Genomic DNA, 25,792 nt, shown 5'->3' on the forward strand with positions numbered 1-25,792 from the left:
CCCGGTGAGCCGGGTCGGCCCGGTCAGCTCAGGATCCGGGTCAGCGTGTGGATGAGCAGTCCCACCAGCGCGCCCACGACGGTGCCGTTGATGCGGATGAACTGGAGATCGCGCCCGACGTTGATCTCGATCTTGCGGCTGGTCTCCTTGGGGTCCCACGCGCCGACGGTGTCGGTGATCAGGGCGGTGATCTCGTCGCGGTAGGTGGTCACGATGTAGGCGGCGGCCTGCTCGATCCAGCGGTCCGCCTTGCCGCGCATGCGGGGGTCCTCGGCGAGCCGGACGGCCAGTGAGCGGACGGCGTCGGTGACCCGGCTGCGCAGTTCGCTGTCCGGGTCCTCGGTGGCCTCGACAAGCATCGCGCGGGCGGCGCCCCACACCGACGCGATCAGCTCCTGGACCGCCGGGTGCGCGATGGTGCGGTCCCGCAGACCCTCTATCTGCGCGATCATCCGGGGATCGCTCTGTAGGTCCCGGGCCACCTCGGCGAGGAAGTTGTCGATCGCGAGCCGGGCCGGGTGCTCCGGGTCGTCGCGCACCGCGGCCGCGAAGCGGACCAGTTCGCGGTGCACCTTGTTGGCGATCTGCTTGTCCAGGAAGCGCGGGGACCAGCCGGGGGATTCCTCGTTGACCACGCGCAGGACGGCGTCGCGGTGCAGGTCCAGCCAATCGTGCGCCTTGCCCGCGACCAGGTCGACGAGGCCGTGGTGCGCGCCGTCGCGGACCAGGCGGTCGAGCAGCTCGCCGATCGGCTGCGCCACCGCGTGCGCGGAGACGCGCCGGGTGATCGCCTGCCCGAACACGGTCTGCACGTCCTCGTCGCGCAGCACGGTCAGCGCGGCGCGGGCGAGCGCGCCGAGTTGCTCGGTGACCCGCTCGGCGTGGCCGGGCGCGGCGAGCCAGGCACCGGCCCGCCGCGAGACCTCCATCCGGGTCAGCCGCTGTCGGACCACCGAGTCGGAGAGGAAGTTCTCCCCGACGAAGTCGCCGAGATTGCGGCCGAGAGCGTCCTTGCGGGTGGGAATGATCGCGGTGTGCGGAATCGGCAGACCGAGCGGGCGCCGGAACAACGCGGTCACCGCGAACCAGTCGGCCATCGCACCGACCATCCCGGCCTCCGCCGCCGCCTGCACATATCCGGCCCAGGCTCCGGCCCCCCGCGACTCCGCCCACCGCGCGAGTATGTACAAAACGGTCGCGAACACCAAGAACCCGGTCGCGATCACCTTCATCCGCCGCACGCCCCGAAGCTTCTCCTCCTCGGAGGCCGTGCGAACCGCCCCACCGGACACGGAACGCGAAGGAGCGGGTGGCGGAGACTCGGCCGGATCAACCATGACGCCCATTCTGATCATCTGCCCACACGAGAGCCCGCACGACACCGCCACATCGACGTGGCCACCCCGACATGTGTGCTCGCACGTCGGGGTGGGTATGAGTCAGGCGTTATATTTGATAGGTGCCATGGGAAATCTGCCTTCTGGAACCGGTCGAGAGCTGGTTCCTGAAGCTATGCGAGACCGAACCGGATTCGGCGGCCCTCATTGCGGAGGCCATCGACCTACTGGCCGAACGGGGACCGGCGATAGGCCGGCCGTTGGTGGACACCCTTCAAGGGAGCCGACTGCCGAATCTCAAGGAACTGCGTCCGGCTTCACGGCGGCGAACCGAGATTCGCATACTGTTTGTTTTCGATCCGGACCGACAAGCGATCTTCCTCGTGGCCGGTGACAAAGCCGGCCGGTGGTCGCGGTGGTACGAAGAAGCGATCCCGCTCGCGGAAGCTCGCTATGACGAGTACCGCACGGAGCAAAAGGAGCAAGGATCATGAGTCCCGCGCGGCGCTGGCAGGATGTGAAGGCCGAGGCCCATCGAGTCGACCCGACGTTGGCGGACCCGGCGGTGCAGTCGCGGGCTCGTGCGGAAATGGACGCCTATGTCGTCGGTTTTCACCTGAAGGAACTTCGCAAGTCGTTGGGAAGGACCCAGGCGGAGGTCGCGGCGGTGCTCGGAGTCTCCCAGTCCCGGGTCTCGCAGATCGAGACCGGGGACCTGGAAGCGATGGAGTTGGAGACTCTGCGTTCGTATGCGGCCGCGTTGGGGGGCCGCCTCGATGTGACGGTGAGCATCGGTGACCTGTCGTTTCGGGTGGCGTGAGGCGATCGGCGTCACAGCGTCCACAGGCCCTTGGCCAGGGTGACGGTGCCGCCGGCCAGGGCCAGCCACAGAACGGTGGTCTTGGCGCGGTGTTCGGGGGTGCGGGCGGCGAGGAAGCGGCCGATGCCGGCGCCGGCCACGAGGGCCGCGGTGGTGGTGGTCCAGGCCGGGGTGGTCAGGTGCGGTGGGGTCTTGCTCGCGACCGAGAGGATGTTGACCACGACGCCGTAGAACTGGGCGTTCGGGAGGAACTCGGCGGCGGTCCAGCCCGCGTCGAGGGCGTACAGGGATACCGCCGGGCCGCCGACGCCGGCCGAGGAGTTCATGAAGCCGCTCGCGGCGCCGGCCGCCACCGCGCCGCGGCGGGCCCGTAGGGCCGGTACCTGTACACCGCGCATCACGAACAGGACGGCGACGCACACCGCGGCGCCGACACCGGAGAGCAGCCATGGTTCGGGGAGGCGCTCGGCCACCCACGACCCGAGCGGCACGGTGCACCCGGCCGCGATCACCAGGGGCAGCATCGAGGCCAGGCGCACTCGGCGCCAGGAGCCGGCCAGGCCGATCGCGCTGATCGTGCCGGCGGCGAAATTGGACAGGACGACCCCCTGGGCCGGCCCGAGCAGCAGGACCAGGCCGGGGGCGGACACGAGGGCGAATCCCATGCCGGTGAGTCGTTGCACCGACGCGCCCAGGAGGACGATTCCGCCGAGGAGGAGAGCCACGGACCAGACATCGGACACGGAACATCCTCGGGCCGGCGGATTCTGACGACCCGACAGCTATACCGGACGTGGCGTGGCGGGTGGGCCGCGGGCCGGCCTCGCCGGATGGCTGTACCCCCTGGCTGATCCGGCGACGTGACCGGAAGGTTTGCCCGTTCTAGGTGATCCGGCTGCGGAAGCCTCGGCCCGTGGCGCGGAGTTGGCGGATCTCCAGGGCACTCAGGACGCTGACGCCGACGAGGGCCGCGATCGAGACGAGGTTCCCGAGCTGTTCGGGGGTTGCGATGACGCCGTCGGCGAAGCGGTCCACCACGATCGCCGCGATCACCAGGAACGGGGCCGCGAGGGGCGGCAGGATCGGGTGGGCGTTGCCCGCGTTGAACACCGAGCCGACCGCGAACACCGGCACGATCAGCAGGAACGCGATGGTCGGCACGATCAGGATCAGCACGACCGGGATCTGGATCAACTCGTTCCCGCGCAGATCGACGACCACGTGCGTCCACGCGAACATCACGCCTGCGGCGGCCAGGGCCAGGGCCAGGATCGTGGCCACCGGCCCGATCCCGTCGTCGCTCCAGGCCAGTCGCCGCGCGCGGTTCCACCGATCTCCCGGTTGGCCGAGCGAGATCATCACAATGCCGAGCAGCGGTACCAGGGACGCGGCCACGAGCGCCATCGCCGCGTACTTGTTCAGCAGGAGCACCGTGAACTTGCCCATCCCGTGCGGCCCGAAGCCGTAGCGCCAGGCCAGGAACAGCGTCACGCCGGTGGTCACGGCCGAGCGAACCATGCCGTACGAGGTCCACCCGGCCGCACGCGCCGTCAGCGTCAGCAGGATGCCGACGAACGCGAACACCCAGACGAACACGATCTGCGTCAGACCCCACCCGAAGCCCAACAGCCAACCCAGCATGGATTACCAGCTCCCCCCGAATCCGCGGAGACCGGGTCGGCGTCCGCACGAGCGGGGTTCAGTGAAGCGCAACGGCCGCCCCGCGCGCGGGGATTTCCGGACGCCGACCGGAACCCGGCCCGAACGCGCCCCGACTTCGCCCGGGTTCGGTCCGCACCCGCCCGTTCGACCCTGGCAGGCTGCTCGTATGGGCCATGTGTACTCGTTCCTCGTCGGCATCGACACGTATCCGGTGACACCACTCAAGGGCTGCGTCAACGACGTGGACGCCGTGGAACGCCGGCTCGATCGCATGGGTCTGCGAGCGCCCGCGGTTCGGGTCCTGCGCAACCGCGAGGCGACTCACGCGGCGGTGCTGGCCGGCCTGCGCACGCACCTCGGGCAGGCCGGGGCCGGTGACACCGCGCTGTTCTGGTTCTCCGGGCACGGCATCGACGGGCGGACGGACGATCCCACCGAGGGGACCGGCCGCGGTCAGGCCCTGGTCTGCGCGGACAGCCTCGACCCGGGCGGATTCTGCCTGCCCGACAAGGAGTTGGGCGCGCTGCTGGACGACATCGCGCGAAAGGGGGTGCATGTCGTCGCGGTGCTCGACTGTTGCTACTCGGGCGGCGCCACCCGGAGGGGGGCGACCGTGCGGGGTCTTTCGGGGACGTGGACGGGTGGGCCCGCGGGTGGCCGTGGACGCGGAAACGGACATGGGCGCGAAAGTGGCTATGGGCCGGGCAGTTGGCGCGGGCCGGGCAGTGGTAACGGGTCCGAAAGCGCCGACGGGGTGGCGAGGTTCGCGCTCGATCGGGGCGCCGGGACGCCCGGTCCCGAGCTGCCGCGTCATGTCGCGATCGCCGCCGCGCGGGTCGATCAGCCGGCACACGAGGGGGTGATCAAGGACGTCGTGCGCGGATACCTCAGTCACACGCTCCTGCGTGTCCTCGACGAGGCCGGTCCCGGCTCGTCCATCCGTGAGCTGCACGCGCTGACGGACGCCGGGGTACGGAGGTTGCGCCCCGATCAGAACCCCACGCTCGTCGGCTCCGGCGATCTGCCGCTGCTCGGCGGATCGGCCCGGGTGCCCGCTGTTCGCGGTACTTCGTCGTTCCTGCTTCGACGGGTGGGTGGGGAGTGGGAGATCGATTGCGGTAGCGCACACGGACTGCGCGGCGTGGGTGGGGAGTTCGTCGTGAGGGCCGACCAGCGCGCGTCGGGTGTGGCCGCACCCGACGCGCCCACCGACACCCTTGACGTCGTCGAGGTCGTCGAGGTCCGTCCGGAGGCGTGCCATGTGCGGCCTCTCGACTGGCGGCCCGATCCGGCCCGGGTGTATCCGGTCACCCCGTCCGCGCTCGCGCTGCCCGGGCCGACCGTCACCGTCTCGGGGGAGCGGTACGGCGCGGGTCTCGTCCAGGACGCGCTCGCCGTGTCGGGCTTCGAGGCGCCGACCGGCTCGGGCGGACTCGACCTGCGCGTGGTCGCGCATCGTCGGGTCGCGGAGATCCTCGGCGCGGGCGGCGGGCGCCTGGTCGAACCGCTCCCGTTGACCTCACCCGCGGACGCGGAGCGCGTCGTCGCCTGCCTGGCCCACGTGGCCCGCTGGCACCGCATCCGCGACCTGGCCAACCCCGATCCCTCGTTGTCCGCTCTCGTGGAGATCGAGATCGAGCCGCTGGTGGGCGGCCTGACCTTGGGCCCGGGCGGCGAGTTCGTGTGCTCGTACCTGCCCGACGGCGGCAGCCCGCCGCAGGTCCGGGTCCGCCTGCACAACCACTCCGATCGCAAGCTGTGGTTCGTGCTTCTGGACCTGACCGACAGCTACGCGTCGCAGCCCACGCTGTACCCGGGCGACTTCGTCGGACCGGGCCGCGCGGGGTTGGCCCGCGAGGGCAAACCGGTGTGGCTCTACCTCCCGAAAGGGCGCGCGGTACGACCGGGCGCGAGCGTACGGGACTGGCTGCGGCTGGTGGTCGCCGAGAACGAGCTCAACATCGAGCCGTTCCTGGTGCCGGCGTGGGATCCGCACACGGCGGCGGCGCGGGGAGCGGGCGGGGGAGTCGATCCGGAGGGAGTCGCCGGCGTGCTGCGTCTGACCGTGCCCGAGTCCGTGAGTGGGCCCCGCGACATGGGAGCCGCGCCGCGCCCGGTCGCACGCTGGGGGACCACCATGGTCGAGGTGCGCACCGTCGTGCCGTGACACGAGGGTGCGCGCCGCCGTGCCCCGAGTCACCAGCCCAGGTGCGTGAAGCCCGCCCAGCCCGCGAGATCCTCGCCGTCGATGCCGCGTACCCGCGCCGCGAGATCGGCCGGCATCCCCGGCGGGGCCGTGCGCCCGTCGTTGATCATCCACAACTGCGCGCTGCGCAGCGCCTGGCCGGGTGTCTGCCGTTGCTCCTTCAGGTAGTGGTGCGTCATGTACATCAACAACGACGTCGCGTCGTCGGGCACCGGCCACAGCGAGCCGAGGACCGAGCGGGCGCCGGCCACCAGGAACGCGGTGGCGAGGCTGTACGCCTCGTCGTAGCCGCGCCCGGAGACGTTCGTCAGGCACGCGGCCAGCACCACGAGATCGGGGCCGCCGTGGGTCCCCGGACGCTCCGTCAGATCCTCGGCGGCCAAATCCCCTCGGGCGAGGCTCAGCCACGCGGTGCGCGGTCCGTCGGGGTCGACCGTGCCGTGGCAGGCGAGGTGCAGCGTGCCGCCGGCGGTTCGGGCGAGCCAGGCCAGGACCTCGGCCGGCGTGCCGTCGCGATGGTCCAGGAAGCGGGCGCGCGGGTGCAGCACGGAGTGGATCGCCCGGGCCTCCTCGCCCGCGTGCCGCAGGTTGCGGGTCGGGTCGCCCACGATCAGCACGTCGTCGGCTCGGCCGGCCGTCCCGGTCCCCGTCTCGCGACCGGCGACCTCGCACAGCAGTCGCGCGGAGGGGATCGAGGAGAACTGCGCGTCATGTGTCGCGTAGCGCCGCTTCCCGTTCGCGAGCGTGTACGCCGCGTGCCAGGGCACCAGGCCGAGCTGCCCCATCGGCACCAGCACGACGGACGGCACCCGCCCGAGGGGCCGGGGCAGCGCGGGCAACAGCTCGGCCATGACGCTCTCTCCGGCCCACGCGCACAGCCGGTCCAGCGCGGCGCGCGCCTGGCGGGACGTATGCGGGGGCGGCGCGGCGGGTGGCGGGGTCGGTTCGTCGATCGGGCCGCCGGCGTCGCGGCCCGGTGACCCGGCGGCCTGATACGCGGTCAGAGCCGGTGCGACCGTGCGCAGTTCGGACAGTTCCAGGACGTGCGGAGAGCCCTTCGCCGGGACGATCAGCGCGGCGCCGTGGGTGATGCCGAGACTGTCGGAGCCGTCCCCACCGTGCTCGTCCGCCGGGATCAGGTACACGAGCGCGTCCGCGTGGATGCGGTCCAGCGCCGCGGTGATCTCCGCGAGCGGCGGCACCTCCAGCAGTCGGCGTGCGTACGGGGTGCCGTTCAACGCGGCCAGGACTCGACGCCGCAGTTCGCTCGGTACGCCCGTCGACGGGGCGGAGAACCCGTCCGCGATGGGCTGTTCGACGGCGCCGACGCGGCGCCACTCGGCGGCGAGCGCATCGTGCCCCGCCGCGTCGAGCAGCGTCGGTACGGTGCGCGACACGGTGGCCGCGTGCAGCACCAGGCCCCGCCCGGCGTCCAGGGCGCGCACGGCGTCCTCGTACGCCTCGTCGGCCACGCACCAGCGGGCGATCGCGATCGCCTCGCCGGCGGCCTGGGCGCCCGACGCCGTCGCGTGCGCGGTTCCGGACTGGAGCAGCACGGACCACGTGAATGCCTGGAGGGCCTGCAACCCGACGCGGCGCGAGGCCGCGAGGTTCGCCAGCCCGTATCGCGAATCGGCGCCGGCCGCGTCGCCGCGCGAGCGGTACGCCCGGCCCAGGGCCGCGGCGGCCTGCGCCCACGCGGGATCCTGCGGCCCGTCGAGCAACCGGACCGCGCGGGCCAGGCAGGAAACGCTCTGGTCGAGCAGCGCCGCGTCCTCCTTCAGGACGGCCAGGAAGTGTTGGATCCCGCCGAGCAGGCACAGGAAGTGCAGCCGGGTCGCGCCCTCTTCGGACGCTTCCAGGGTCTCCTCCAGGAGTTCGACGGCCTCGGCGAGCATGAGCGCGTCCCGGCGGCCGACCCCGTGCATGGCCCGTGCGTAGGCGGCGTGTACGAGAATGACCGCCTGCGCGCCGGGCAGTTCCCGAGCCGCCCGCCTGCGCACCTCGGCGATGGGTTCCGGGACGAAGTCCGTCGCATCGTCGAGGTATTCGGTGGCGGGTCGGGCCACGCTCGCCAGCAGCGGTCGGTTGGCGGCCAGGAATCCGTTCATGTCCTCACGACCCACCTCCGCGCCGTCCACCAGCGTCATCGCGGACGACAGCCGCTCGGTCGCGGCGGCGAGCGCCGCGGGGTCGTGTCGGGCCTGGGCCTGTTGTGCCTCGCAGATCGCGATCCGGACGTCCAGCAGCCGCCGTGACTGGTCCGGCAGTTCCGGGAGTGCGCGCAGGCGCTTGAGTTCGACCACCGAGCGGTCGAAGTCGTCCCCGGCGTTGTCCAGTTGGGCCAGGTACGACACGAGCGTCGCGTATCCCACCTCGAACGTGGCGTGCCGTGCCGTTCCGGGCGGCCCGGCGGCGGCCCGGTTGCGTTCCATGTCCAGGCGGGCGGCCTCCAGTTGGGCCCGGTCGACGGTCGCGGTGCCGAAGCCGTCGCCGGCTCCCTGGTTGGCGAGGGAGATCAGGTCCCACATCGGGGAGGGGGTGGTGTCCGCGGTGGCGACCTCGGGGCCGGTCTCGGGTTCGGACGCCGCGGCGGCCCGGAGCCTGCGGTCCTGTTCCGGGGTCACCCGAGCGCCCTGCATCCGCATGAGCGGGACCAGTTGGGCGATGTTCGTCGCCTGCACGCGGCGATGTGCCGATCCCTGCGGTAGTTCGAGCCAGTCCTCGTACAACCGATGGAAGGCGTCGTCGATCGTCGCGCACTCCATGTGCGCGCGGATCAACGCGGCCAGTCTCGAGAGTCGCTCCGGATCCATCAGGCCGGTCAAGCCGGACTCGTGGATCTTGAGCATCAGTTCATCGACGCGGTTCGGTCGACCCGGCATCCCGTCACATCCCCGTTACCGTCTCCGCGGCCGAAACCGGCCTGCTGGGTAAGGGTTCCGACCGTAGTTCACGGATGCGCCCGGGGTACCGCGCCGACCGACCGACCCCCGGGCGAATCGTGGGCGGATAGCGGTCGGCCGAGGTCCGATCACTCCTCGGCGGGGGCGGGGGTGCCCACGATGCCGTTGAGCAGTACGTCGATCGACCACGCGTCGCGGACGTCGCCGGAGCCCCGGGTGAGCGCGTCGCGCATCGACACCATGTGCGGGTGGTCCGCGGCCGACAACTTCGCGAACTCCTCGTCCATCGCCGCGACCGCGCTCTCCTCGGTCAAGCCCTCGGCGCCCTTGTCGAAGTACGCGGACTGCTCGGCCGCGGCGGCCGTGATGTACAGGTTGATCAGATCGAGGGCGAGCGAGCGGGCGAAGTCGTCGATGCCCGAACCGGCGAGCAGGCCCAGGATCGTCTCGGCGACCGCGAGCGCGTTCGGGCTGGTGGGTACGTCGCCCAGGGCCACGGTCGCGATGCCGCGATGGCCGCCGAGGATGGTGATCGCGGCCTGGATCAGCTCGACCAGCTCCTCGCGCCACCGCGGGTTGGGCGCGCCGACCGGGCCGACGGCCGGCAGCGGGATCTCGCCGAGCACGCGGTCGTAGACCAGCGCGAGCAGCTCGTTGCGGTTGGCGACGTACACGTACAGCGAGGCGGGGCCGGTATCCAGGGCCTGTGCGACCCGGCGCATGGTCACCGCGTCGAGCCCGTCGGCGTCCAGGATCGCGAGCGCGGCGGACACGAGCGCGTCCGCGCTCAGCGCGGCCTTGGCCGGTCGGGTACGCCGGCTGACCGGCTCGGAGGTGGGCGGTCGGGATCCGCTGGGTGATTTCGGCATGCCCTGAGTATACGCCTTGACGGAACAGCGTTCGCGACGTACGTTGTTCGTAACGAACGGTGTTCTTCGAGAAAACGACTTCCGAAACCGAAGAGCGCGGACACCACTACGAAGGAGTACCGATGACCATCGCCACCGCATCCGAAGGGGCCGCTCCGTTGGCCGCGTCCCCCGCCGGGTCCCCGGCCGCGACCATCGAGCCCGTTCGGTCCTCCGCGCATGCCTGGCGCTGGCGGATCCTCGCGATCATCCTGGTCGCCGAGGTCATGGACCTGCTCGACGCCACCGTCACGAACGTCGCCGGCCCGTCCGTCCGCGACGACCTCGGCGGCGGCGCGTCGCTGCTCCAGTGGCTCGCCTCCGGCTACACGCTCGCGTTCGGCGTCCTGCTCGTGATCGGCGGCAGACTCGGCGACCGCTGGGGCAGGCGACGATTGTTCCTGCTCGGCGCCGGCGGCTTCGCCGTCGCCTCCCTCCTCTGTGCGCTGGCCCCGTCACCCGAACTGCTGGTGGCCGCCCGCGTCGCCCAGGGTGCCTTCGGCGCCCTGCTCATCCCGCAGGGCCTGGGCATCCTCAAGTCCGTCTTCCCGCCCGGCGAGACCGGCAAGGCGTTCGCCGCGTTCGGCCCCGTGCTCGGCCTCTCCGCCGTCGGCGGACCCATCCTCGCCGGCGCGCTGATCCACCTCGACCCGTTCGGCACCGGCTGGCGCTCGATCTTCCTGATGAACGTCCCGCTCGGCCTCGCCGCGGTCCTCGGTGGCATCCGCTACATCCCCAAGGACGACCCCAACCCCGGCGTCCGGATCGACCTCGTCGCCGCCGCGCTGCTCACCGTCGCCTCCACGCTGGTGATCTTCCCGCTCATCCAGGGCCCCGAGGCCGACTGGCCCGCCTGGACGTTCGGGTGCCTCGTCGCAGGCGTCCTCGCCTTCGCGGGCTTCATCCTTCGCGAACGCCGCAGCACCCACTCGCTGATCGAGTCCTCGCTGCTGCGCAACCGGGCCTACAAGACCGGCATGCTGTTCGGCCTCGCGTTCTTCGCCGGCACCGCCGGCTTCATGCTCATCACGTCGCTGTTCGTCCAGCTCCACCTGCACTACGGCCCGCTCAAGGCCGGTCTCACCCTCGCCCCGATCGCGGTCGGCATCGTCGTCGCCTCGATCGCGAGCTTCGTACTCATGGCCAAGCTCGGCCGCTACCTGCTGCTGATCGGTGTCGCGATCAACATGGCCGGATTGATCGGTCTCGCCGTGGTGGTCACCCACTACGGTCAGGACACGGCGAGCGTCGACCTGATCGCGCCGCTGTTCGTCGCCGGCCTCGGCATGGGCGCCGTGTTCGCCCCCCTGTTCGATGTGATCCTCGCGGGTGTCGCCGACCACGAACTCGGCAGCGCCTCCGGCTCGTTGTCCGCGATGCAGCAGCTCGCCGGCGCCCTCGGCGTCGCCGGGATCACCACCTTGTTCTTCCAGCTCGCCGAACACCACTCCGCCGCCTACGCGATGGCCGCCGGCTCGCTCGCCGTCGCCGGCCTCGGCCTCCTCGCCGCAGCCCTGGTCTTCCTCCTGCCGCGCCACGCCCGGCCGCACGAGGGCTGAGTAGCCTGCGTCTTCGGCGCTTCGGCTCCTTGCCCCTCGGCTCGTTCGCTCACCGACTCGAAGACTTACCAATCCTGATTTACCGACTCACAAAGGATATTCACTGTCATGACCACTCTCGTCACCGGAGCCCGCGGCAGTGTCGCTCGTGGCGTCATCGCCCGCCTCGTCGCCGCCGGTCACAGCGTCCGGATCGCGAGCAGTGACCCGGCCGAGCTCGAACCGGTCGCCGGCGTCGAAGCCGTGCGACTCTCGCTGCGCGAACCCACCACCGCCGCCGAGGCGTTGCGCGGCATCGACAGCGTCTTCCTCTACGCCGAGGCCTCCGGCATCGCCGACTTCGTCAAGGCCGCCCAGGCCGCCGAGGTCCGCCACATCGTGCTGCTGTCGTCGTCGTCCGTGGCCGTGGCCGACCCCGAGAGCAACCCGCTCGCGGCGAGCCACCACGCGGTCGAGGTCGCGGTCGTCGAGTCCGGAATCCCGTACACGGTGCTGCGCCCCGGCGCCTTCGCCGCCAACGCGATCGGCTGGAAGTACCAGCTGATGGGTGGCGGCCCGATCCAACTCCCGTACCCCGAGGCCCAGGTGGCCTCGATCCACGAGGACGACATCGCCGACGTCGCCACCGCCGTGCTGGTGGCGGGCGACCACCTCGGCGAGACGCTCGACCTGACCGGTCCCGAGTCGCTGTCCTTCGTCGAGCAGATCGCGATCCTGACCGAAGTACTCGGCCGCGACCTGCCGTTCGTCGCCGTCACCCGCGAGGAGGCGCTCGCGCAGCTCACCAACTTCATGGCGGACGGCTACGCGAACGCCCTGCTCGACCTGTGGCAGGCGGCCGTCGACCCCGAGCCCGTCTCCGGCACGACCGAGGCGATCACCGGCAAGCCCGGCCGTACGTTCCGCGAGTGGGCACAGGCTCGCCGCGCGGACTTCGCGATCGCATAGTGCGGTGACCGGTACTTTCGCCGGTCCGCCCACGCACGCCGGACGGGCGGTTCGAGCCCGTCCGGCGTGCCAAAACCGTACAGACATGACGACTTCGTACCGTCCGGCCAGGCGTGATCCGCCTGGTCGGACCATGCTTTGGTGGGGTTCTCGGTCCCTCCCGCCCCACGAGGTTGTCGCTCTGTCTACCCTGCTGTCCAGACCGGCCGATCTCCGAACTCTGGATGCACATGACCGTCGCGCTTCACACCGGCGCGGGTGCCGCAATCGAGGTACGCCGCGCGCTCCAGGCTGATGAAGCCAGGGACGTCCCCGAGCACACGTGGGTCGGGCCGATCGTCCGGATCCGTCCGCAGGGCGAGCGGCACTACGAGGACATCGCGTACATCGAGGCGGCCCCCACCGACGGTATGGGCAGTTCCCCCTCGCGCCGACTGACCCTGTGGGCCGACCGCGCCCGCCGGCAGCGGATCGCCGCAGTGGGCACGGACTCGGCCGCCGCGGACTACGCGGTGTACAGCATCACGGGCGCGAACGGCGAGCACTTGGCCACGGTGTACCGCGAACAGGGCAGCGTCCGGCGGCTGCGACGGACCTCCTGGACGGTCCGGCCGGCACACGGGCCCACGCTGCACGCGGCGAAGGGGACGACGTTCGGGTGGATCGCGTGGTGGGCGCTGTCGCCGCTGTGGGGTCTGATGATGGCCGTGGCGGTCCTGGGCGGGAAGGCGCCGCGGCTGCCGATGCACACGATCTGGCGGCACAGCGGCACCCGCGTATTCGAGTACACGGGGAGCGTGGGCACGACGGACTCGTACGACCTCCCGCCGGGACAGGCGGACCCCCGAGTCCTGCTCGCCCTGGCCGCCCTCCACAACAGCCATCCGGGCTGGTACGACCGCCTGTAGGGCTGTGGCCGTGCCCTGCTCCGGAGTGCGGGCTCCCGGAAGCCGGTGAGGGCGGTCGCGACTAGTTCAGCCCGGTGATGAACTCGCTGAACAGACGGTTCGCCGATTCGGACTCGAACAGGCGCTCCAGGTCCGCCCGGGCGATCTGGCGCCGGAACTCACCTTGATACGAAGCGTCCCCGGAGTTGTGCACCAATTCGGTCCACCACGCCGCGAACGCCTGATAGTTCCATACATGACGAAGACACGTCGACGAGTAGCTGTCCAGCAGGCTCGAATCGTGATCCTTGTTCTGGTAATGGAGTACGGCGTTCGCGAACACCTCGGCGTCGTGCAGGGCGAGATTCATTCCCTTCGCGCTCATCGGAGGAACAATGTGAGCGGCGTCCCCGAGCAGATACAGCCGGCCGTAGCTCATCGGGCTGTTCACCACACTTCGAAGCGGCACCAGCTGTGTACTGGTGATCCGACCCCTGGTGGCGACGGGTTCACCGAAGCGAGTCTCGATCTCGTCCCAGATTTGCTCGTCCGTCCATTGCGACGTGGAGCTGTCGAGCGGGCACTGCAGATAGAAGCGACTTGCTTGCGGACCGCGAGCGAACTGCCCCGCGAATCCACGATGGTGTAGCGCCATCATGGATTGATGATTGGCGGGAACCTCCGCCAAGATGGTCAGCCACGCGTATCCGTACTCGTGGGAGTAACGCGTGAGAGAGTCGCTGGGGATGGCTGCCCTGCTGACGCCGCGGTCGCCGTCACAGCCGGCGACGAACTCGCAGCCGACCACCCTCGTCGAGCCGGCGCTGTCTCGATACCGAACGAGTGGGCGTTCGTCGCCGACGATGTTCTCCAATGAGACGTCGGCGTCGAAGCGAAGGTCTCCGCCGTCGCTGACGAAGACGTCGATGAGATTCCTGACAAGTACCTGCTGAGGGCAGAAACGCCCGTCGCCGTGATCCTCCGCTCCGAATTCGAGGGGACGCGTCTCGCCGTCGATCCGGAAGTTCATCACCAGCTCGAAGGGGACACCCCCGATCACCCTGTCTTCGAGTCCCCATTCACGGAACATGCGTACCGCCCGGGTGTCGATGACCCCGGCTCGCTGTCGTTGCTCGACGTACTCACGGCTGCGCTTCTCCAGGATTACGCAACCGATCCCACTGCGCAGCAGGAAGTTGCCAAGGGTAAGTCCGGCGACTCCCGCTCCTACGATTACTACGGTGGTGTTCTCGTCCGCTTCGGACATTGATTGAAACACTCCCTGGAAAAGGTGGTTGCAGGCCGACCGCGGCATGACTGCCCCACACTCGGGCATCGCCTTCTGCCCGGCGATTCGGGGAGCCGGGTCGGCCGTGGTGTGGAAATGACTTCAGGGCTTGGGCTGCCACCACTCGTTCGGTGTCCGAGCGGTCTCGCGTGTGCCCAGCTCGTTCGCACAGCGAAACCGGTGGGCCCGGCGTGGGGCTTCCGCGCCCCGTGAACGGGGCTGTGAAGCACCTCGTTCGTGGCTACTGCCGGCCCTGACGCCGGTTCGGTTGACTCGTTCAGGCGGATGCGCTCGGCGCGCAGGGCCGTGATGACGCCGACAGGCGGCGCCGCAACGAAGGTTGAGTGCGCGCGGGGCGCATCCACGGGGTCGCTGGGCTCTAGGGCCTGTCTTCAATCCCACGCCGAGCACCGCGACGCCCGGCACCGCACCTCGCCGCCCCGGTGAACCGCCCGAATAGAACCACTATGCGAGCGCTTCCCCGGCACGCCGATGCACGGCACCGGACGCCGCGGAGCCCGACGCGGGATTGAAGACAGGCCCTAGTGCCGGGCGCGGCACCAGGCCCAGGAATCAATGGGACGGCGACGAGCTTCGCGACACGGTTGGTCAGCTTCTGGAGGGTGGCGCCGGTGCGCGCGGCATGGGTGCTCCTCTACCATGAAACGAAGTTTGCACTCCGGATCATACGGAGTCATCACTCCGGATAGCAAGGGATGCTCGTACATGCGTCGAGACGGTGCGGCGAACCGAGAGCGCATCCTGCTCGCCGCCGAGCACGTGTTCGGGACGGGGGGCGCGGCCGCCTCCACCGAGGAGATCGCCCGCCAAGCCCAGGTTGGCATCGCCACCGTGTTCCGGCACTTCCCCACCAAGCAGGACCTGATCGAGGCCACCGCCGTGCGCTACCTCGAGAAGCTGGAGAACGAGACACGGCGACTCGCCGACGAGGCCGACCCCGGGCAGGCGTTCGCGTCGTTGGTGCGCGTCCTGGTGTCGACCGGACCCACCAAATTGACTCTGCTGAGCCTGTTGCCCGCCGACGGCCACGGGCCGACCGAGCCGGTCGACGCGGCGGCTCAAAGCTTCCTCGCCGCGATCCGGCTGGTGCTCGAACGCGCCCAGGCCGCCGGGGCCGCCCGCCCGGACGCCACGGTCGAAGACGTGTCCATGCTGGTCCGAGCCCTCGCCCACGTGGCGACACCCGGCGAGGGCGAGGCCGTCGACCGGGCCGTGGGGATCGTCCTCGACGGCCTCGGCGTACACCGCTGACCTGCTTGCAGCTCCACTGGCCGTGACCACCGGCGACCCCTGATCACGCCGACCATGCGGAGAAGTCGACCCTGCGTCAGGGTCAACCGTCGCGGCGACACCGTGGGCATACGCGTGCGGGGCCGGGTCGATCGCTATGCCGGTGTTCGGGCGCGCAGTGCCCGGACGAACCAGTCGAGCGCCGGGGTCAGGCTCTCCGGGGCCGGCCAACCGTTGATGACCGAGAGTCGTTCGAGGTATTGCTCCCGGCGAGGGTCGTTCACGGTCTCCAGCCAGGTCGAGAGTCGGCGCCGGATTTCGGCGTCGTCGGGGAGGCCGAAGACGTGCGCGTATCGGGCCGTGACCTCCGCGACAACCGGATCGGCCTGGGCCGAGGCCGGGTCCAGGCCGGCCACCAGGGCCGGCCGCACCCGATCACGGACCATCGCGGCGATGTCGCGGCGCGGGCCCGTGGGGTCGCCCTGGGCGCGCTCGGCCGTGTACTGCTCGGCCATCCGCCGCATGGCGGCGCGGAAGTCCGGATCCCGGGACAGTTCGGCCAACTCGGCCCATGCCTGGACCTGTTCGGCCTCGGGGTGGTCGGGCAACTCGGGGGTCAGCGAGCGAAGGATGCCCACGAATTCGGGGTGGGCATCCGGGTCGCCGAAGACGGTTTCGAGGAAGTCGCCGATCAGACGCCGACGTTCCTCCTCGGAGAGCTTGGCCAGTTTGTGCATGAGCTCCATCTCCTCGGGGGTCGACCCGCGCTCGGCCACTGCCGTCAGCACCGCGTGCCGCAGGCGCAGCGTGCGGATCCGCACCGCGAGCGCGTCGGCGTGCGCCGCGGCGACCTCGGGAAGCGAGACCTCCCGGTCCACGACCTTGCGGATCGTGGGCAGGTCCAGTCCCAGGTCGCGCAGCGTTCGTACGAGGTCCAAGCGGGCTACGGCATCGACGCCGTAGCGGCGGTAGCCGGCCGGGCTGCGGTCGGTCGGCGGCACGATTCCGCGGTCGGAGTAGAACCGAATGGCCTTGACCGTCAGCCCGGTCCGTCGGGCCAGGTCACCGATCGAGTAACGCGTGTGGCCGTCCATGTCCTCACCCTCGTGTCTCCCCTGGGCGGAGACTCAAGCCCATCGGCCCGGAGCGGGCAAGTCCGAGCCCGGGCAGGGGGCTTGGTGCGGCGTCGAAGGGGCCGAGGGAACCGGCCCGGGTCTCGTTCCGTCACACGGCCATGCGAAACGACGACCGCTCGAAACGCGGACTTTCGACCCTCTGGACGCCCTCGCCGGTCGCGGGCCCGCCGGCGCGGTCCGGTGGTGCCGGTGTCCTGCCGGGCGGTGGCGCGTGAACATCGAGCCGATGAGCCCCGCGGCCCCGCCCGACCCGCCCGCGCCCTCGGATCGCGCGCGTTACTGGTGGGCGCTCCCGACCGTCGTCACCCTGCTGCTCATCCCCGTCACGGGCTTTCTGGGCTTGATGTACATCTTCGTACCCAGTAGCTGCACCGAGGAGAGCGGGTGCCGGGCCACGTGGCAGCAGTCCGGCGGGTTGATCCTGCTGTCCGTGGGCGTGGCGCTGGTCTCGTGGGCGTGGCCCCACACCCGCCGCGGCAATCTCTGGCGATGGTTGACCCTGGCCGCCTACGTGGTTGCCGTGGCGGCCTCCGTCTACATGCTCCGCCGGCTCCCGCAGTTGGAGAGCGATTGAGCCCTCGCGAAGCCTCGGGGCCAAACCGAGCGGTGCACCAACTTGCGCGATTGGTCGGGCAGTTGGCGATATCGGGCAATGTGGGTGGCGCGCGGGAGAGCCGGTTCGTCCCAGTCGATCGCGGTGACCTCGGGCCAGTCGAGCCACGTGCTGCCGAAGGCGACATCGCACCGGTCAGCGAGTTCGGCGCGGGTGGTGGTCGATGCGTCGGATGGCAGGCCGCGGTCGGCGGCGACGGGCCGCCAATGGCCCGAGGCGCGGACGCCGAACAGGCAGTCGAAGACCTCGTATTCCCGGTTCAGGCCAAGGAGCGACAGGTCGATGGCGGCGCACCACTCAACTTCTCCGACGGCGCGGCCCGGGCGCCACGTACGGCACTCCACGAAGCCGTGGATGTCTGTTCCCATGCCGGGCATTGTTTCCGTTCTGTGTAAAGGGAGTCTGTGACATGTCGAGCAGTCCGGGAAAGCGATTGGGCGGGACGTTGGCCGTGGTGCTGGTCACCGCCGCGCTGAGTGTCGGTTGCGGGCGGGAGGACGGGCGGACGGATTCGGGATCGGCCGGATCGGCCGAATCGGCCGCACCGAACCGATCGGCGGGGCCGGGGCCGTCGACCGCGCCGAACCTGCCTGCCGGCGGGGGGCCGTCGGGTATGCCGTCGGGTGATGTGCCCGGGTCCGGTGAGGTACGGGCCGCTGCCGATCGGGTGCGGGGGAGCGGGGAGCAGTTGGGGCCCAAGGTCTATTCGGGTATATCCCTGGAGTCGGACGGCTTCACCGTGTACCGCGTGCCCGATGCCGGATTCGACGCCAAGGTGCGGGAGTTGGCGGCGGGCACGACCGTCCGGTTCCGCGACACGCGGTACTCGCACCAGGACGCGGAGCGGATCCGGCAGGACGTGATGGGGATGACCACGACCGGCTTCGATGTCTCCTCGGTGTCGATTCCGCAGGACTGCGAGGTGCTGAAGGTCGGGGTGCGTGGCGACCTCGCGACGGCCAAGCGGACGCTCGAAGCACGATTCGGCGCGCGGGTGCGGGTCGAGGCGCGGACGGTCGTGCCGGTGGCGGGCTGAGTTTCGGCGGTCAGGTCGGCGACGTACGCAGGATGCCGGCCAACCGGGCGCCGTCGACCAGCCGTTCGCCCACGGGTGGACGGCGCCAGTGCAGGGGCCAGGTCTCGCCGTAGAGGCCGGGGATGCCGATGTAGGCGTCCTGGGTCCTGCCGGTGCGGCTGGTCAGGCAGGTGACGCCGGCCGGCCAGGTGTGGGCTTCGGCGGAGCCGGGGGCGATCAGGAAGTACATCCAGCGGTTGCGGTCGCGGATGATCGGGCCCTGGTCGCCTTTGGCGGCGGCGATCAGGCGGGCCGCGATGTCCTCGCCGAGGGGGAGTGGGACGCGAACGGCGTCGAAGAACACGCCGACCTTGCGCAGCGAGTGGCCGGTGGGCGGTACCCAGATCGGGGGAGGGGCCCATACGCGATCGGGCCGCAACCAATCAATGTTGCACGTGGCCGGGGTCGACGTTTCGCAATCTTGTTCGGATTCCTCATTTGGAGTCCGGTTTTCGAGATTCATGAGAAAAGCGTCGGCATTCCTCCCTAACGTGCGAAGTGCATTCGCGGGCACAGCAGGACGCTGTGCGATCGCAGGGGCGGCGGTGTGGGCGGATGTGGGCCCTGGATGGTGTTGTGATGTCAGCGGCGGATCGATCGGGTGGTGACCCCGCCCCCGAACTGCGCTTCTTCGGCGAGGTCGTGAGGAAGTTGCGGGTCGCGAAGGCGTGGAGCCAGGCGCAGTTGGGCGAGGCGGTCGGCTACTCCGAGTCCCAGGTGGGGATGGTGGAGCGCGCGGAACGGATCGCGAGCGCGGAGTTCGTCCGGCAGGCGGACAAGGCGTTGGTCGCGAAGGGGGTGATCTTGGCGGGGTTGCCGATGCTGGAGGCGGCTCGGTATCCGGCGTTCTTCGCGAAGTTCGCGTTGCTGGAGGCCGGGGTCATCAGCATGTACAAGTACGAGTCCTTGGTCGTCCCGGGGATTCTGCAAACGGAGGAGTACGCGCGGGCGATCTTCGGGGCACGGTGTCCGCCTCTGGACGACGATGAGATCGAACGCCGAGTACAGGGCCGACTGGACCGCCAGAGGCTTCTCACGCGGAAGCCCGCGCCCATTTTGGGCTTCGTGATCGAAGAATGGGTGCTGCGCCGCCCAATCGGCGGAAAAGCCGTACGGCATGAGCAGCTGTCCCGGTTGCTGGAGGCATCGCGGATGCGCAACGTAACGATTCAGATCATGCCGCTGGACCGTGAGGAGCATGCCGGCTTTGACGGCCCGATGACGTTGATCGAAACGAAGGACCGTAAGTCTCTTGCGTACGTTGAGGGGCAGGGGCGCAGTCAGCTGATGTCGGACCCGGAGACGGTAAGCATTCTGACACAGCGATATGGGATCCTGCGCGCGCAGGCACTCCCGACCGGAGAATCTGCGCGCCTCATCGAGCAGCTGCTAGGAGACTCATGAGCATTGATCAATACGCGCGTTCCAGTACTGGGCTGCTGTGGATCAAGAGCAGCTACAGCGGCAGTGAGGGCGGAGACTGCGTCGAAGTCGCGTGGCGCAAAAGCTCCCACAGCGGCAATGAAGGCGGCCAATGTGTCGAGGTCGCCTGGCGCAAGAGCTGCTACAGCGGAAACGAAGGCGGAGACTGCGTCGAGGTCGCTTGGCGTAAGAGCCCCCACAGCGGCAGCGAAGGCGGCCAATGCGTCGAGGTAGCCGCCTGCACCTGTGTCCACGTCCGTGACTCCAAGGTCGCCGCCGGCCCGATTCTCGACTTCGGCCACGACCAATGGCACACCTTCCTGGCCCGCGCCGAAGCCTGACGCGTCCCCAAGAGCCGGAGCCCGCCCACGGGTTCCGGCTCTTGGCGTGTCAGGACCCCTCACCATCGCCACCGTCAACGTCTGGAACCGCGTCAACGCCGCCACCCGCCAGGTCGCCGGCGCCGCCTGGTGAACCGACCACGATGCGCGCATGAGGGCTGCGCACGGGCGTTGTCCGCATCTTGACCGCGACGCTCCGGAGTTCATAGGCTCCACCGGGTAACCACTGCGCGAGGGGGCGGCCATGGCCGGCGATCACCTGGCCCCAACGCAAGCCCGGACGCCGCCCCGGCCGGACGACCTCGCCCGCTCGTCGTGCACTCCACGCCCGTGCACGCCGAACTGGTCCGCCTCGCGCCGGATCTCCTGACGCGCCATCACGCACGGCACTACCGGGGCTTCGCGAACACGCAATGGCGGCTGTTCGAGCGGACCGGCGAACTCAAGCCGCTGCTTTACACGTTGCGAGTGCTCCTGACCGGCATTCATCTGATGCGCAGTCACGAGGTGGTCGCCGACCTGCCCATGTTGACCGGACTCGTGCCGGCGCCCGCGTACGTCGACGATCTCGTACGGGCGAAGTCGGCCGCCGAGCACGGGCTGTTGAGCGCGGTATCCGGCGCCCCGGACCATGACCGGATCGCCGAGGACGTTGCCGCTCTCCACGCCGAGCTGGATGTCGCCGAAGGGCTCACGGCGTTGCCCGAGGCGCCGCAAGTCCGCTCCGAGATGAACGAGTTGGTGGTTTCGGTGCGGCTCGGGACGGTGGGGTGAGGCGGTCGATGCTCTTCGATGTGGACCGCGACACGCTCTTGGAGGTCTTCCCCGAGGCGCAGGTGATCCGGGCGTCGCGTGATGCGTTGGACGGGATCGAGGTGCGGGCCGAGGATCTCGATTTTCTGTGCGAAGTCGGCATCCCCCAAGGGCTGTTTCAGATCTGCCCGCCGATCGCCGCCGATGGCGGGCTACAACGATCGCGCATGTTGGATCTCGGTGACGAGGACGACGCGGTTCCGTTCGTGGACCTCGACGGGGTCGGGCCGGTCGTGCTGCTCGGGGGGATCCAGTACTGGTACGTCTTCCTGTGCGTGGCCGACGGAGTGATCCACTCCTTCGCGGAGGACGGCGACGAGTACTACCCGATCAACGGGGACCTCTCCGCCCTGTGCCGCATGCTCCACCTCCTCGAACGGGAGCACCCGCGCACCCATCGGACCCCCGGCGTCCCGTACACCGGGCCGTCCCACGAGGAGTACCGGCGCGCCGCCGAACTGATCCGGGCGGAGATCGAGCCGCGCGATCCGACCGCATATGCGGACGGCAGTCTCTGGCCGCACTACTTCGACTCCTTCACCGACGGGCTGTATCCGAAGTACACGTGACAGCTCGCCCGTTGCTGCGCCGCCGGAGTCGGTTCGAGGTGTATTCACGAACAGGCCGATCAGGGCCAGCCGGGGTACGCCCGCCGCGACGAGGTCGGACAGCAGGACGTCGTTCGTCTCGGCGAAGAAATTCGGGATCCAGCCGAGACCCTGCGCGCGATGGAGCGCGACGGCCTCGTCACCCGAACGGCGTACGACGAGAACCCGCCGAGGATCGAGTACGAACCGACCACGCTCGGCCGCCGCCCGCTGCGCCTGGTCGAGGTGGCGCGCGCCTGGAGCCGCGACCATCTCCCGACACTGCTTGCCGCCCGCGCGGCGTACGACGATTCGCCGGCCGGTAACCGGCCGGACCCGCACGGCACCTGACGGCGGGGCCGGCGATCCGCGATTCCCGTCGGCGCGAACCCGTGCCCCGGTCGTCTTGACTTCGGCCCCCGGCGTCGGGACCCTGCCGGCGGGCGGCAGGGTTACATAGCGGCCCTACGGGACTACCGGGAGGAACCGCGCGTGAGCCACAACACCGACGGAGCGTACGAGTCGGCCTATCGGCGAAGCCTCGACGACCCGGACGGGTTCTGGCTCGACGCGGCCGCGGCTATCGACTGGGTCACGCCGCCCACCCGGGCGCTGGACGACTCGCGGGCGCCGCTGTACCGCTGGTTCCCGGACGGCGAGCTGAACACCTGCTTCAACGCGCTCGACCGGCATGTGGCGGGCGGGCGCGCCGACCAGGCCGCACTCGTGTACGACTCGCCCGTGACCGGCACCCGACGGACCTACTCCTACCGGGAGTTGCTCGACCTCACCGCCCGCTTCGCGGGCGTCCTGCGCGATCTGGGCGTCGGCAAGGGCGACCGGGTCGTGCTCTACATGCCCATGGTGCCCGAGGCCGTCGTCGCGATGCTCGCGTGCGCGCGACTGGGCGCCGTGCACTCCGTCGTGTTCGGCGGCTTCGCCGCGCACGAACTGGCCGTGCGGATCGACGACGCCCGACCCAGGGTGATCGTGGCCGCGTCCTGCGGGATCGAGCCGACCCGGACGATCGCCTACAAGCCGCTCGTGGACGCGGCGCTGGCGGAGGCCGCACACACGCCCGAGCGCTGCGTGATCCTGCAACGCCCGCAGCTGCGGGCCGAGCTGACGGACCATGACCTGGACTGGGACGCGGCGATGGCCGACGCCGAACCCGCCGGATGCGTGCCCGTCGCGGCCACCGATCCGCTCTACATCCTCTACACGTCCGGCACCACCGGCCCGCCCAAGGGCATCGTGCGCGACAACGGCGGACACGCGGTCGCGCTGCGCTGGTCCATGGAGAACGTGTACGGCGTGCGGCCCGGCGACGTGAGCTGGACCGCGTCCGACGTGGGTTGGGTGGTCGGGCACTCCTACATCGTCTACGCACCGCTGCTGACCGGCGCCACGTCGGTGCTGTACGAGGGCAAGCCGGTCGGCACCCCGGACGCGGGCGCGTTCTGGCGGGTGCTCGCCGAGCACCGGGCGAACATGCTGTTCACCGCGCCGACCGCGTTCCGGGCGATCAAGAAGGAGGACCCGGACGGGAAACTGCTCGCCGGGCACGATCTCTCCGCGCTGCGCGCGCTGTTCCTCGCGGGCGAGCGGCTGGACCCCGAGACCTACCGCTGGGCCGGCGACCTGCTCGGCATCCCCATCGTGGACAACTGGTGGCAGACCGAGACCGGTTGGCCGATCGTGGCCTGCCCGATGGGCCTGGAACCGCATCCGACCAAGCCCGGCTCGCCGACGCTGCCCGTGCCGGGCTACGACGTCCGCGTGCTGGACCCGATGGGGGCCGAAGTCCCGCCCGGAGTGGACGGATCCGTGGTGATCAAGCTGCCGATGCCGCCCGGCACGCTGGCCACGCTGTGGGGCGACGACGAGCGCTACATCGCCTCCTACCTGACCGCCTTCCCCGGCTACTACCTCAGCGGCGACGGCGGCCGCAAGGACGAGGACGGCTACGTGTACGTCATGGGCCGCACCGACGACGTGATCAACGTCGCCGGACACCGGCTGTCCACCGGTTCGATGGAGGAGGTCCTCGCCGCGCATCCGGACGTCGCCGAATGCGCGGTGATCGGGGTGGCCGACGAGCTCAAGGGCCAGGTGCCGCGTGGCCTCGTCGTGCTCAAGGCCGGCGTCGACCGCGAACCGGGCGAGGTGGCAGGCGAGTTGGTCGAGCTGGTGCGGGACAGGATCGGCGCGGTGGCCGCGCTGCGCCGGGTGGACGTGGTGTCGGCGCTGCCCAAGACCCGATCGGGCAAGATCCTGCGCCGCACGATGCGCGAGATCGCGGACGGCAAGCGGCCCGAACTGCCCTCCACCATCGAGGATCCGGCGGTGATCGAGACGCTGCGGCCGACCCTGGCGGGCGATCAGTCGGCGTAGGAGGCGGCCGGCGGGGGCTGCGCGCCCAGCGGCCCGGCGAGCCATCGGTCGTACAGCGCCTGCCAGGAGCCGTCCCGCTTCATCCGCTCCAGGAGCCCGTTGGCGAATCGGACGAAGTCCTGGTTCGCCAACGGGAAGGCCATGCCGTGTGGTTCGTCGGTGAAGGGCCGGCCGACCACCTCGGTGTCGGGGTCCTGGGCTCGAAGTCCGGCCAGCAGCGCGGACGTCGTCGAGATCGCGTCCACCTCGCCCTGCTGCAACGCGACCAGGCAGTCGGTCCAGTTGTCCACGGCGTAGGGCAGGACGCCCGCCGGATCGTCGCGCAGGAAGGCGATCGACGTGGTCGCGCGCACCGTGCATACGCGCTTGCCGCGCAGCTGTGCGAGCCCGGTGACGCCCGAGTCGTAGCGGACCAGGACCCGCTGGCCGTCGGTGTAGTAGTCGCTGCTGAAGGCCACCTGCTGCTTGCGAGCACAGGTGATCGTCATCGTGTCGATCACCACGTCCACCTGGCCGGTCGTGAGCACGGCGATGCGCTGCGCCTGGGTGACGACCTTGTACCGGATGCGCTCGTCGCCGTCGGGGCCCGTGCCGAAGATCGCCTTCGCGAGGGCCTTGGCCATGTCGATGTCGAAGCCCTCGATCTCGTGGCTGCGCCGGTTCAACTCCGCGAAGAAGCGGGTGTTCTGGTCGACTCCGACGATCAGGTATCCGCGCGTCCGGATCGTCTCCATGGTCGAACCCGCCGGCATCCGACCGGGGGCCGGGAGCGTGGCCGGCGGCGTGAGGCTCCGGCGCGGGTCGCACGCCGGGGCGGTCGAGAGCCGGGGATAGTCCTCCGGAGTCGCCGGACGCGCCCCGGACACGGGCGGCTCGGGGCCGCGAGGGCCGCCCACCTCGGCCGGGCGGCCCGTGGCCGAACCGGAGCACGCCGCGAGCGTCGTGGCCAGTACGCCGGCGGAGGCCGCGACCACGATGCGACGAATCCGCGAATGCATGCCGCCCCCTGAGTCCGGATCGGGATCGCCACGACCAGACGAGCTGTCGGCGTGCTCCGATTATTGACCCGGGCGGGCGGAAATTTCGGCGGGTTCGGCAAACTATGGGGGGTTCCCTCAACCGTGCCACGACGACTGGAGCACGCGTGACGAGCTATGGCATCACGGGGCATATCAACATCTCGGCCGAGACCGTACCGCTGATCGACAAGGCGCTCCGTGGTCTGCTGGCGGATATCGCCCCGCACGAACTCACCGGCTACAGCTGCCTCGCGGCCGGCGCCGACGCGATCTTCGCGCGCGCCGTACTCGACCTCGGGGGCCGACTCGTGGTGCTGCTGCCGTCGGCCGACTACGGCGTGGCGAAGGTCGGGCCCGAGTACCGCGAGAGCTTCGACCACCTGATCGCGCACGCGGCGGAGGTCCGGGTGATGCCGTTTCGGGTGGCCTCGGAGGACGCGTACGCGGCGGCCAACGACGCCTTGATCGCGGCGGCCGACGTCGTGTTCGCGGTCTGGGACGGGATTGCGACCCCCTCCCGCGGCGGCACGGCCCAGGTGGTCGCCAAGGCCCGTGCGGTGGGCACACCTGTGCGCGTGATTTGGCCGCAGGGGGCGGAGCGGGGCTGACGCGGCCGGGCT

25 protein-coding genes and 1 pseudogene are annotated in these 25,792 nt (G+C 70.3%); 16 read left to right on the top strand and 10 right to left on the bottom strand.

Features of this window, described 5'->3' with window-relative positions:
• Positions 1-23: 23 nt before the first annotated feature.
• Positions 24-1,232: a DUF445 domain-containing protein gene (locus OG928_RS26110; protein WP_406291214.1), complete on the bottom strand. Its 1,209-nt coding sequence runs from the start codon at positions 1,230-1,232 to the stop codon at positions 24-26.
• 227 nt (positions 1,233-1,459) lie between these two features.
• Between OG928_RS26110 and OG928_RS26115 the strand changes: the two genes are divergently transcribed.
• Positions 1,460-1,831 (top strand): type II toxin-antitoxin system RelE/ParE family toxin, encoded by a 372-nt coding sequence (locus OG928_RS26115; protein ID WP_406287955.1) that lies wholly within the window; start codon positions 1,460-1,462, stop codon positions 1,829-1,831.
• Positions 1,828-2,157 (top strand): helix-turn-helix domain-containing protein, encoded by a 330-nt coding sequence (locus OG928_RS26120; protein ID WP_406287958.1) that lies wholly within the window; start codon positions 1,828-1,830, stop codon positions 2,155-2,157. Before OG928_RS26115 ends, OG928_RS26120 begins: the two co-directional genes overlap by 4 nt.
• A gap of 11 nt (positions 2,158-2,168) precedes the next feature.
• Here OG928_RS26120 and OG928_RS26125 read toward each other — a convergent pair whose 3' ends face one another.
• Entirely contained in the window at positions 2,169-2,900 is a 732-nt protein-coding gene (locus tag OG928_RS26125) for a TSUP family transporter (protein WP_406287961.1), read from the bottom strand.
• Between the two features lie 139 nt (positions 2,901-3,039).
• Complete coding sequence (locus tag OG928_RS26130) at positions 3,040-3,798, bottom strand: hypothetical protein (RefSeq protein WP_406287963.1); 759 nt, start codon at positions 3,796-3,798, stop codon at positions 3,040-3,042.
• A 187-nt stretch (positions 3,799-3,985) separates the two neighbouring features.
• Between OG928_RS26130 and OG928_RS26135 the strand changes: the two genes are divergently transcribed.
• The gene (locus OG928_RS26135) at positions 3,986-5,986 is read left to right on the top strand and encodes a caspase domain-containing protein (protein ID WP_406287965.1); all 2,001 of its coding nucleotides are present in this window, start codon (positions 3,986-3,988) and stop codon (positions 5,984-5,986) included.
• 29 nt (positions 5,987-6,015) lie between these two features.
• On the opposite strand, the gene OG928_RS26140 is transcribed toward OG928_RS26135, so the two are convergent.
• Entirely contained in the window at positions 6,016-8,910 is a 2,895-nt protein-coding gene (locus tag OG928_RS26140; RefSeq protein ID WP_406287967.1) for a CHAT domain-containing protein, read from the bottom strand.
• Positions 8,911-9,059: 149 nt separating this feature from the next.
• The gene (locus OG928_RS26145) at positions 9,060-9,800 is read right to left on the bottom strand and encodes a TetR/AcrR family transcriptional regulator (protein ID WP_406287969.1); all 741 of its coding nucleotides are present in this window, start codon (positions 9,798-9,800) and stop codon (positions 9,060-9,062) included.
• Between the two features lie 122 nt (positions 9,801-9,922).
• Between OG928_RS26145 and OG928_RS26150 the strand changes: the two genes are divergently transcribed.
• The 3 genes from OG928_RS26150 to OG928_RS26160 all read left to right on the top strand — a co-directional run bounded on the left by OG928_RS26150 (position 9,923) and on the right by OG928_RS26160 (position 13,254).
• Positions 9,923-11,398, top strand: coding sequence for a DHA2 family efflux MFS transporter permease subunit (locus OG928_RS26150; protein WP_406287971.1), 1,476 nt, complete (start codon positions 9,923-9,925; stop codon positions 11,396-11,398).
• A 108-nt stretch (positions 11,399-11,506) separates the two neighbouring features.
• Positions 11,507-12,346, top strand: coding sequence for an NAD(P)H-binding protein (locus OG928_RS26155; RefSeq protein WP_406287973.1), 840 nt, complete (start codon positions 11,507-11,509; stop codon positions 12,344-12,346).
• Between the two features lie 230 nt (positions 12,347-12,576).
• Entirely contained in the window at positions 12,577-13,254 is a 678-nt protein-coding gene (locus OG928_RS26160; RefSeq protein ID WP_406287975.1) for a hypothetical protein, read from the top strand.
• Between the two features lie 61 nt (positions 13,255-13,315).
• Here OG928_RS26160 and OG928_RS26165 read toward each other — a convergent pair whose 3' ends face one another.
• Positions 13,316-14,500, bottom strand: coding sequence for a 4-hydroxybenzoate 3-monooxygenase (locus OG928_RS26165; protein WP_406287977.1), 1,185 nt, complete (start codon positions 14,498-14,500; stop codon positions 13,316-13,318).
• A 747-nt stretch (positions 14,501-15,247) separates the two neighbouring features.
• On the opposite strand from OG928_RS26165, the gene OG928_RS26170 reads away from it, so the two are divergent.
• Complete coding sequence (locus OG928_RS26170) at positions 15,248-15,793, top strand: TetR/AcrR family transcriptional regulator (protein ID WP_406287979.1); 546 nt, start codon at positions 15,248-15,250, stop codon at positions 15,791-15,793.
• 134 nt (positions 15,794-15,927) lie between these two features.
• Here OG928_RS26170 and OG928_RS26175 read toward each other — a convergent pair whose 3' ends face one another.
• On the bottom strand, positions 15,928-16,866 hold the full coding sequence (locus OG928_RS26175; RefSeq protein WP_406287982.1) for a MerR family transcriptional regulator: 939 nt from the start codon (positions 16,864-16,866) through the stop codon (positions 15,928-15,930).
• 268 nt (positions 16,867-17,134) lie between these two features.
• Between OG928_RS26175 and OG928_RS26180 the strand changes: the two genes are divergently transcribed.
• Entirely contained in the window at positions 17,135-17,482 is a 348-nt protein-coding gene (locus OG928_RS26180; RefSeq protein WP_406287985.1) for a hypothetical protein, read from the top strand.
• On the opposite strand, the gene OG928_RS26185 is transcribed toward OG928_RS26180, so the two are convergent.
• Positions 17,443-17,889, bottom strand: coding sequence for a hypothetical protein (locus OG928_RS26185; protein WP_406287986.1), 447 nt, complete (start codon positions 17,887-17,889; stop codon positions 17,443-17,445). The genes OG928_RS26180 and OG928_RS26185 overlap by 40 nt on opposite strands.
• A gap of 320 nt (positions 17,890-18,209) precedes the next feature.
• On the opposite strand from OG928_RS26185, the gene OG928_RS26190 reads away from it, so the two are divergent.
• On the top strand, positions 18,210-18,557 hold the full coding sequence (locus tag OG928_RS26190; protein ID WP_406287988.1) for a hypothetical protein: 348 nt from the start codon (positions 18,210-18,212) through the stop codon (positions 18,555-18,557).
• A gap of 10 nt (positions 18,558-18,567) precedes the next feature.
• Here the strand turns inward: OG928_RS26190 and OG928_RS26195 are convergent, their stop codons facing one another.
• Positions 18,568-18,975 (bottom strand): hypothetical protein, encoded by a 408-nt coding sequence (locus OG928_RS26195; RefSeq protein ID WP_406287991.1) that lies wholly within the window; start codon positions 18,973-18,975, stop codon positions 18,568-18,570.
• Positions 18,976-19,175: 200 nt separating this feature from the next.
• Here OG928_RS26195 and OG928_RS26200 point away from each other — a divergent pair, with 200 nt between their 5' ends.
• The 6 genes and pseudogenes from OG928_RS26200 (at position 19,176) to OG928_RS26225 (ending at position 24,153) form a co-directional block, all read left to right on the top strand.
• Positions 19,176-20,000 (top strand): Scr1 family TA system antitoxin-like transcriptional regulator, encoded by an 825-nt coding sequence (locus tag OG928_RS26200; protein ID WP_406287993.1) that lies wholly within the window; start codon positions 19,176-19,178, stop codon positions 19,998-20,000.
• Entirely contained in the window at positions 19,997-20,359 is a 363-nt protein-coding gene (locus OG928_RS26205) for a DUF397 domain-containing protein (RefSeq protein ID WP_406287996.1), read from the top strand. The genes OG928_RS26200 and OG928_RS26205 overlap by 4 nt, the downstream gene beginning before the upstream one ends.
• Before the next feature lie 306 nt (positions 20,360-20,665).
• A pseudogene (locus tag OG928_RS26210) lies at positions 20,666-21,133 on the top strand (DNA polymerase beta superfamily protein); the annotation flags it as partial.
• An 8-nt stretch (positions 21,134-21,141) separates the two neighbouring features.
• A complete protein-coding gene (locus OG928_RS26215; protein ID WP_406287998.1) occupies positions 21,142-21,741 on the top strand; it encodes an SUKH-4 family immunity protein in 600 nt (199 codons plus the stop codon).
• A 150-nt stretch (positions 21,742-21,891) separates the two neighbouring features.
• Positions 21,892-22,110 (top strand): winged helix-turn-helix transcriptional regulator, encoded by a 219-nt coding sequence (locus OG928_RS26220; protein ID WP_406291216.1) that lies wholly within the window; start codon positions 21,892-21,894, stop codon positions 22,108-22,110.
• A 141-nt stretch (positions 22,111-22,251) separates the two neighbouring features.
• Positions 22,252-24,153, top strand: a complete 1,902-nt coding sequence (locus OG928_RS26225; RefSeq protein WP_406288000.1) for a propionyl-CoA synthetase — start codon at positions 22,252-22,254, stop codon at positions 24,151-24,153.
• On the opposite strand, the gene OG928_RS26230 is transcribed toward OG928_RS26225, so the two are convergent.
• Positions 24,141-25,151, bottom strand: a complete 1,011-nt coding sequence (locus OG928_RS26230; RefSeq protein ID WP_406288003.1) for a glutamate ABC transporter substrate-binding protein — start codon at positions 25,149-25,151, stop codon at positions 24,141-24,143. The two genes, OG928_RS26225 and OG928_RS26230, sit on opposite strands and share 13 nt — an antisense overlap.
• A gap of 146 nt (positions 25,152-25,297) precedes the next feature.
• Between OG928_RS26230 and OG928_RS26235 the strand changes: the two genes are divergently transcribed.
• Positions 25,298-25,780, top strand: coding sequence for a hypothetical protein (locus OG928_RS26235; RefSeq protein WP_406288005.1), 483 nt, complete (start codon positions 25,298-25,300; stop codon positions 25,778-25,780).
• Positions 25,781-25,792 lie beyond the last annotated feature (12 nt).

This window comes from Embleya sp. NBC_00896 (assembly GCF_045207785.1).
Taxonomy (GTDB): Bacteria; Actinomycetota; Actinomycetes; order Streptomycetales; family Streptomycetaceae; genus Embleya.

Bases quoted from the DNA above. Each gene is read 5' to 3' on its own strand.
- OG928_RS26110 (WP_406291214.1), bottom strand. From the start codon at position 1,232: ATGAAGGTGATCGCGACCGGGTTCTTGGTGTTCGCGACCGTTTTGTAC.
- OG928_RS26120 (WP_406287958.1), top strand. From the start codon at position 1,828: ATGAGTCCCGCGCGGCGCTGGCAGGATGTGAAGGCCGAGGCCCATCGA.
- OG928_RS26130 (WP_406287963.1), bottom strand. From the start codon at position 3,798: ATGCTGGGTTGGCTGTTGGGCTTCGGGTGGGGTCTGACGCAGATCGTG.
- OG928_RS26135 (WP_406287965.1), top strand. From the start codon at position 3,986: ATGGGCCATGTGTACTCGTTCCTCGTCGGCATCGACACGTATCCGGTG.
- OG928_RS26140 (WP_406287967.1), bottom strand. From the start codon at position 8,910: ATGCCGGGTCGACCGAACCGCGTCGATGAACTGATGCTCAAGATCCAC.
- OG928_RS26145 (WP_406287969.1), bottom strand. From the start codon at position 9,800: ATGCCGAAATCACCCAGCGGATCCCGACCGCCCACCTCCGAGCCGGTC.
- OG928_RS26150 (WP_406287971.1), top strand. From the start codon at position 9,923: ATGACCATCGCCACCGCATCCGAAGGGGCCGCTCCGTTGGCCGCGTCC.
- OG928_RS26155 (WP_406287973.1), top strand. From the start codon at position 11,507: ATGACCACTCTCGTCACCGGAGCCCGCGGCAGTGTCGCTCGTGGCGTC.
- OG928_RS26160 (WP_406287975.1), top strand. From the start codon at position 12,577: ATGACCGTCGCGCTTCACACCGGCGCGGGTGCCGCAATCGAGGTACGC.
- OG928_RS26165 (WP_406287977.1), bottom strand. From the start codon at position 14,500: ATGTCCGAAGCGGACGAGAACACCACCGTAGTAATCGTAGGAGCGGGA.
- OG928_RS26170 (WP_406287979.1), top strand. From the start codon at position 15,248: ATGCGTCGAGACGGTGCGGCGAACCGAGAGCGCATCCTGCTCGCCGCC.
- OG928_RS26175 (WP_406287982.1), bottom strand. From the start codon at position 16,866: ATGGACGGCCACACGCGTTACTCGATCGGTGACCTGGCCCGACGGACC.
- OG928_RS26180 (WP_406287985.1), top strand. From the start codon at position 17,135: ATGAGCCCCGCGGCCCCGCCCGACCCGCCCGCGCCCTCGGATCGCGCG.
- OG928_RS26185 (WP_406287986.1), bottom strand. From the start codon at position 17,889: ATGGGAACAGACATCCACGGCTTCGTGGAGTGCCGTACGTGGCGCCCG.
- OG928_RS26200 (WP_406287993.1), top strand. From the start codon at position 19,176: ATGTCAGCGGCGGATCGATCGGGTGGTGACCCCGCCCCCGAACTGCGC.
- OG928_RS26205 (WP_406287996.1), top strand. From the start codon at position 19,997: ATGAGCATTGATCAATACGCGCGTTCCAGTACTGGGCTGCTGTGGATC.
- OG928_RS26215 (WP_406287998.1), top strand. From the start codon at position 21,142: ATGCTCTTCGATGTGGACCGCGACACGCTCTTGGAGGTCTTCCCCGAG.
- OG928_RS26230 (WP_406288003.1), bottom strand. From the start codon at position 25,151: ATGCATTCGCGGATTCGTCGCATCGTGGTCGCGGCCTCCGCCGGCGTA.